We start from the raw sequence: 7,056 nt of genomic DNA, 5'->3' as shown, positions 1-7,056 counted from the left end.
CTCGGGATCGCCGGCCAGCGGACTGCGCACCCCGGGGTACAGACGCCCCGGGCGCAGGTTGACGTGGTGGTCGAGCTCGAAGCGGATACGCAGCAGCAGACCGCGTTCGAGCACCCCGCTGGGCACCGACGGGTCACCGATCGCGCCGAGCAGGATCGCGTTGTGCTCCTTCAGTTCGCCCAGAACCGACTCGGGCAGCACCTCGCCTGTCTTGTGGTACTGGCGCGCGCCGAGCTCGTATTCGGTCTTCTCGACGCCCGGCCGGACGGCGTCGAGCACCGTGAGCGCCTGGCCGATCACCTCCGGACCGATCCCGTCGCCACCGATCACTGCGAGTTTCAACGGAGCGCTCATGTCAGGTCGACCACTTCCAATGTCGCAGCGTTGACGTCCCGGCCGATGGTGGCCAGCACGTCGTCGGGCACGTTCCGGTCCAGGCGCAACATGACCGTCGCACCCTGACCGTCGGCATCCTGGCTGAGCTGGGGCGGCCAGGATGTTGACCTCGGCGCTGCCCAGCAGCGTGCCGATCTTGCCCAGCGCACCGGGCTGGTCGTCGTAGTTGATGATCAGGTTGACGCCCTCGGCGCGCAGATCGAGGTTGCGGCCGTTGACCTGGACGATCTTCTCCACCTGCTGCGGACCCGACAGCGCGCCGGCCACGTTCACCGTGCTGCCGTCAGCGGCCACGGCGCGGACGTCGACGACGCTGCGGTGGTTCGGGCTCTCCGATTCGGTGTCGATGGATGCCTCGACGCCGCGCTCGGCAGCAAGTGCGGGGGCGTTGACGAACGTCACCGGGTCTTCGATCACGGCCGAGAACAGGCCGCGCAGCGCCGAGAGGCGCAGCACCTCGACCTCCTCGCTGGCCAGCTCGCCGCGCACCTGGACGCACAGGTTCGTGGGCAGCTCTGCCGACAGCGCACCGACGAGCAGCCCGAGCTTGCGGACCAGATCCAGCCACGGTGCGACCTCTTCGCCGACCGCGCCGCCGCCGACGTTGACCGCGTCGGGCACGAATTCACCGGCGAGCGCGAGCTTGACGCTGGCCGCCACGTCGGTTGCCGGCACGATCCTGGGCCTCGGCCGTCGAGGCACCGAGGTGCGGCGTCACCACCACCTGGGGCAGTTCGAACAGCGGGCTGTCGGTGCACGGCTCGGTGGAGAACACGTCGAGGCCGGCGCCGCGGACATGGCCGCTGGTGATCGCGTCGGCCAGGGCCTGCTCGTCGATCAGCCCACCGCGCGCGGCGTTGACGATGATCACGCCCGGCTTGGTCTTGGCCAGCGCGTCCGTGCCGATCAGCCCTGCCGTCTCCTTGGTCTTGGGCAGGTGCACCGAGATGAAGTCGGCGCGGGGCGAGAAGCTCGTCGAGGGTGAGCAGCTCGATGCCGAGCTGCGCTGCGCGCGCGTGCGAGACGTACGGGTCATAGGCGGTGATGTGGGCGCCGAACGCAGCCAGCCGCTGGGCCACCAGCTGGCCGATCCGTCCGAGGCCGACGACGCCGACCGTCTTGCCGAAGATCTCGGTACCGGAGAACGACGACCGCTTCCACGTGTGGGCGCGCAGTGTCGCGTCGGCGGCCGGGATCTGACGGGCCGCCGAGAGCAGCAGCGCGAGCGCGTGCTCGGCGGCGCTGTGGATGTTGGACGTCGGGGCGTTGACGACCAACACGCCGCGGGCGGTGGCGGCGTCGACATCGACGTTGTCCAGACCCACACCGGCGCGGGCCACGATCTTCAATTTGGGCGCCGCGGCCAGGACCTCGGCATCGACGGTGGTGGCCGAGCGCACCAGCAGCGCGTCGGCCTCGGCGACGGCGGCGAGCAGCTTCGGCCGGTCCGGGCCGTCGACCCAACGGACCTCCACCGCCTCGCCCAACGCTTCGACGGTCGAGGGGGGCCAGCTTGTCGGCGATCAATACCACGGGCAGACTCACGAGGCCTCAGCCTAGTGGGCTGTAATAGAGCGGTGGACGTCACGGTCGTCGGAAGCGGGCCCAACGGGCTGGCTGCCGCGGTGATCTGCGCACGGGCCGGCCTGTCGGTCCGGGGTGATCGAGGCCCAGCCCACCGCCGGAGGCGGCGCGCGTTCCGCGCCCGACCCCGAGTATCCCGGCGTCGTCCACGACATCTGCTCGGCCGTCCACCCGCTGGGGGTGGCCTCTCCCTTCTTCGCCGAATTCGATCTCGCGGCGCGCGGCGTGCAGCTGATGACGCCGGAGGTGTCGTACGCCAATCCGCTGCCCGACCGGCCGGCCGCGGTCGCCTACCGATCGCTGGAACGCACCTGTGTGGAACTGGACGACGGTGCGTCCTGGCGGCGTCTGTTCGGACCGCTGACCGAACACGTCGACGGAGTGCTCGGCTTCTTCCTCGGCGACAAGCGCTCGCTGCCGCCGGATCTGCTCACCACGGTGCGTACGGGAGTGCGGGTGCTGGCGATGGGTAGCCCGGCGTGGGGCCTGCTGCGTGGCGAAGACGCCCGAGCTTTGTTCACCGGCGTTGGCGTGCACGCGATTTCGCGGATGCCCTCCCCCGTCAACAGTGGCGCGGGGTTGATGCTGGGCACGGTGGCACACACCGCCGGCTGGCCGGTGCCCGTCGGCGGAACGCAGGCGATCGCCGACGCCCTGATCGCTGATCTGGTGGCCCACGGCGGCGAATTGGTCCTCGGCGAACCCGTGACCGCACCGCCCGGCGGCGTCACCATCTGGGACACCGCACCGACCGCACTGCTCGACATCTACGGCGACGCGGTACCGGCCAGGTACGCAAAAGCGTTGCGGCGCTATCGGTTCGGCCCCGGTGTCTGCAAGGTGGACTTCGTGTTGTCCGGCGAGATCCCGTGGCGCGACCCGCGCCTGGCTCAGGCGGGCACCCTGCACATGGGGGGCACGCGGGCGCAGATGGCGCTGGCCGAGGCCGACATCGACGCGGGCCGCCATGCCGAGTGGCCGATGACCCTGGCCGCGCTGCCGCACATCGCGGATCCGTCCCGCATCGACGGCCAGGGCCGCCGGCCGCTGTGGACGTACGCCCACGTCCCCGCGAATTCGACCGCGGACCTCACCGAGACGATCAAGAAGATGTTCGAGCGCGCTGCACCCGGCTTCCGCGACCTGGTGGTCGCTGCGCGGTGTGTGCCGGCCGCGCGGATGGCCGATCACAACGCGAACTACGTGGGCGGGGACATCATCGTCGGCGGCGCCACGCTGTTCGCGGCCATGGTGGGCCCCACGCTGCGGTTGAACCCGTGGACGACGCCGATCGCGAAGGCCTACCTGTGTTCGTCGGCGACGCCACCGGGCACCGGCGTCCACGGGATGGCGGGGGTACTACGCGGCACGCACGGTGCTGCGCCGCGAATTCGGCATCGACGAGATGCCGCGCCTCGCGCACTGATGCCACGCGGGCACGCAGTTCCTCGCGGGCACGCAGCTCCACGCGGGCACGCAGCTCCACGCGGAATAGCATTCCCGGTCGTGATCCTCACGGATCTGCGACCGGGAATGCTATTCCGGCGAAAGTTTCTTGCTGTCAGGCGGTTTCGGTGATCGGGCGGTCGACCCAGCTCATCAAGTCGCGCAGCTTCTTGCCGGTGACCTCGATCGGGTGCTCGGCGTTCTCCTTGCGCAGACCCTCGAGTTCCTTGTTGCCGCCCTCGACGTTGGCCACGAGGCGCTTGACGAAGGTGCCGTCCTGGATGTCCTTGAGGATGTCCTGCATCCGCTTCTTGGTGTCGGCGTCGATCACGCGCGGGCCGGACAGGTAGCCACCGAATTCGGCGGTGTCGGACACCGAGTAGTTCATCCGCGCGATGCCGCCTTCGTACATGAGGTCGACGATCAGCTTGAGCTCGTGCAGCACCTCGAAGTAGGCCATCTCCGGGGCGTAGCCCGCCTCGACCATGACCTCGAAGCCGGTCTTGACAAGTTCCTCGGTGCCGCCGCACAGCACGGCCTGCTCACCGAAGAGGTCGGTCTCGGTCTCTTCCTTGAAGGTGGTCTTGATGACCCCGGCGCGCGCGCCACCGATCGCCTTCGCATAGGACAGCGCAAGCGCTTCGCCCTCACCCTTGGGGTCCTGGTCCACGGCGATCAGGCAGGGCACACCCTTGCCGTCGACGAACTGACGGCGCACCAGGTGGCCGGGGCCCTTGGGTGCGACCATGCCGATCGTGACGTTGGCCGGCGGCTTGATGAGGCCGAAGTGGATGTTCAGACCGTGCCCGAAGAACAGCGCGTTGCCGTCCTCGAGGTTCGGCTCGATGTCATTGGTGAAGATCTCTGCCTGCGCGGTGTCAGGTGCGAGAAGCATGATCACGTCGGCCCACTTGGCCACCTCGGCCGGGGTGTCGACGTCGAGGCCCTGTTCGGTGACCTTCTCACGGGACTTCGACCCCTCCTTGAGGCCGACCTTCACCTGCACCCCGGAGTCGCGCAGGCTCAGCGAATGCGCGTGCCCCTGGCTGCCGTAGCCGATGACGGCGACCTTGCGGCCCTGGATGATCGACAGGTCCGCGTCGTCGTCATAGAACATCTCAACTGCCATTGTCGTGAATCTTCTTTCTACTCTGTGCTTTTCAGCTACTTGGTGCCGATTCCGCGGGGGCCACGCGACAGCGACACCACACCGGACTGGACGATTTCACGGATACCGTAGGGCTCCAGCACGCGCAGCAGCGCCTCGAGCTTGGCCGGGGTTCCGGTGGCCTCGACGGTCAACGACTCGTTGGACACATCGACGACCTTGGCGCGGAACAGGTTCACGGCTTCGATGACCTGACCGCGGGTGGTCGCATCGGCGCGCACCTTGATCAGCGCGATCTCTCGCGACACCGCGTTGTCCTCGTCCTGCTCCACGATCTTGATCACGTTGACGAGCTTGTTGAGCTGCTTGGTGATCTGCTCGAGCGGCGAATCCTCGACGTCGACGACGATGGTCATCCGCGAGAGATCCTTCTGCTCGGTGGCACCAACAGCCAGCGAGCAGATGTTGTAGCCACGCCGCGAGAACAGCGACGCGACGCGGGCGAGCACGCCGGGCTTGTCCTCGACGAGCACCGACAGGGTGTGAATGGTGCTCATGACTTACGCGTGCCCTTCTTCGTTGTCGAACAGCGGCCGGATACCGCGCGCCGCCTGGATCTCGTCGTTGCTGGTGCCTGCGGCGACCATCGGCCACACCTGGGCATCAGCGCCGACGACGAATTCGATCACCACCGGGCGGTCGTTGATCTCGCGCGCCTGGTTGATCACGTCGGCGACATCCTCTTCGCGCTCGCAGCGCAGCGCGACACAGCCCAGCGCCTCCGACAGTTTCACGAAATCGGGGATGCGACGCGTGTGGGTGGCCAGATCGGTTTGGCTGTACCGCTGTTCGTAGAACAGCGTCTGCCACTGCCGCACCATGCCGAGGTTGCCGTTGTTGATCAGCGCGACCTTGATCGGCACCCCTTCGATGGCGCAGGTGGCGAGCTCCTGATTCGTCATCTGGAAGCAGCCGTCACCGTCGATGGCCCACACCTCGGTGTCCGGGCACCCCATCTTCGCGCCCATTGCCGCGGGCACCGCGTAGCCCATCGTGCCGAGACCACCGGAGTTGAGCCATGTCTTGGGCTTTTCGTAGGAGATGAACTGCGCCGCCCACATCTGATGCTGGCCCACGCCTGCCACGTAGATCGCGTCGGGACCGGCGATCTTGCCCAGCGTCTCGATGACGTACTCGGGCGAGAGGCTGCCGTCGCTCTGCGGACCGTAGCTCAGCGGATAGGTCGACTGGATTCCGCTCAGGTACTCCCGCCAGTTGTCCAGCGGCGTCGAGCCCAGTCCGCTGTCGCGGCCGAGGGCGTCGATCAGATCGGCGATGACGGCCTTCACGTCACCCACGATCGGCACGTCGGCGTGCCGGTTCTTGCCGATCTCGGCGGGGTCGATGTCGGCGTGGATCACTTTGGCTTCGGGCGCAAAGGAATCCAGCTTGCCGGTCACCCGGTCGTCGAAGCGGGTGCCCAGCGCGATCAGCAGATCGCTGCGCTGCAGGGCAGCCACCGCGGCCACCGTGCCGTGCATGCCGGGCATGCCCATGTTCTGCGGATGGCTGTCGGGGAACGCGCCGCGCGCCATCAGCGTGGTGACCACCGGGATGCCGGTGAGTTCGGCCAGCGCCAGCAGTTCCTCCGAGGCCTCGCCGCGTATGATGCCGCCGCCGACGTAGAGGACCGGCTTGCGGGCGGCCGCGATCAGCTTGGCGGCCTCCCGGATCTGCCGGTTGTGCGGCTTGGTGTTCGGCTTGTAGCCGGGGAGTTCGAACTTCGGCGGCCAGGCGAACGTGCACTCCCCCTGCAGCACGTCCTTGGGGATGTCCACCAGCACCGGGCCGGGCCGACCGCTGGCGGCGATGTGGAACGCCTCGGCGATGACGCGCGCGATGTCGTCACCGTTGCGGACCAGGAAGTTGTGCTTGGTGACGGGCATGGTGATGCCGGAGATGTCGGCTTCCTGGAAAGCGTCGGTACCGATGAGTGCTCGGCCGACCTGACCGGTGATGGCCACCACCGGGATCGAGTCCATGTAGGCGTCGGCCAGTGGTGTCACCAGGTTGGTGGCGCCCGGGCCCGAGGTGGCCATGCACACACCGACGCGGCCGGTGGCGTGGGCATAGCCGCTGGCGGCGTGGCCGCCGCCCTGCTCGTGCCGGACCAGCACGTGGCGCAGCTTCACCGAGTCGTAGAGCGGGTCGTAGACGGGCAGCACCGCACCGCCGGGGATGCCGAAGATGACGTCGACGTCGAGTTCCTCGAGGGCACGGATGACGGCTTGTGCGCCGGTGAGCTGATGTGGCGCAACGGTTTTGGGTTGCGGCGTGGTCGGGGCGGCGGTGCGGGTCCCGTTGGCCGGGGTCGCCGGCTGCTCAGGTGCTCGCGTGGTGGGTGCGCTCACGGTGTCCTCTTGTGTCCTGTCCGGCCTGTATGGCTTGGGTAGATCTTCTCAAATCAGTGCTGGGGCAACAAAAAACCCCCGTCAGCCGGGAGGCTGAGCGAGGGTTGCGCG

At 68.1% G+C, this 7,056-nt stretch carries 4 protein-coding genes and 2 pseudogenes; 1 reads left to right on the top strand and 5 read right to left on the bottom strand.

Annotated features, from left to right (window positions below; genetic code table 11):
• Both PGN37_RS24270 and serA read right to left on the bottom strand, forming a co-directional pair.
• Positions 1-342 (bottom strand): isocitrate/isopropylmalate family dehydrogenase (locus PGN37_RS24270; protein ID WP_335333538.1); only part of this gene is annotated, 342 nt, incomplete at its 3' end.
• 8 nt (positions 343-350) lie between these two features.
• A pseudogene (serA, locus tag PGN37_RS24265) lies at positions 351-1,941 on the bottom strand (phosphoglycerate dehydrogenase).
• A 32-nt stretch (positions 1,942-1,973) separates the two neighbouring features.
• On the opposite strand from serA, the pseudogene PGN37_RS24260 reads away from it, so the two are divergent.
• Positions 1,974-3,406: pseudogene (locus tag PGN37_RS24260) on the top strand (phytoene desaturase family protein).
• Positions 3,407-3,541: 135 nt separating this feature from the next.
• Here the strand turns inward: PGN37_RS24260 and ilvC are convergent.
• From ilvC to PGN37_RS24245, 3 genes are read right to left on the bottom strand one after another with little or no spacing between them, the layout of a single operon-like run.
• Positions 3,542-4,543, bottom strand: coding sequence for a ketol-acid reductoisomerase (ilvC, locus tag PGN37_RS24255; RefSeq protein WP_335333537.1), 1,002 nt, complete (start codon positions 4,541-4,543; stop codon positions 3,542-3,544).
• A 47-nt stretch (positions 4,544-4,590) separates the two neighbouring features.
• A complete protein-coding gene (ilvN, locus tag PGN37_RS24250; RefSeq protein ID WP_335333531.1) occupies positions 4,591-5,091 on the bottom strand; it encodes an acetolactate synthase small subunit in 501 nt (166 codons plus the stop codon).
• Between the two features lie 3 nt (positions 5,092-5,094).
• Entirely contained in the window at positions 5,095-6,945 is a 1,851-nt protein-coding gene (locus PGN37_RS24245; protein WP_335333530.1) for an acetolactate synthase large subunit, read from the bottom strand.
• Positions 6,946-7,056: the final 111 nt, after the last annotated feature.

The sequence above is a fragment of the Mycobacterium kyogaense genome (assembly GCF_036946525.1).
Classification (GTDB): Bacteria; Actinomycetota; Actinomycetes; order Mycobacteriales; family Mycobacteriaceae; genus Mycobacterium; species Mycobacterium kyogaense_A.
Note: the sequence above shows the minus strand (reverse complement) of the source record. Positions and strands in the feature narration are given on the sequence as shown.

Excerpts from the sequence above, each read along its gene's own strand:
- ilvC (WP_335333537.1), bottom strand. The coding sequence starts at position 4,543 with ATGTTCTATGACGACGACGCGGACCTGTCGATCATCCAGGGCCGCAAG.
- ilvN (WP_335333531.1), bottom strand. The coding sequence starts at position 5,091 with ATGAGCACCATTCACACCCTGTCGGTGCTCGTCGAGGACAAGCCCGGC.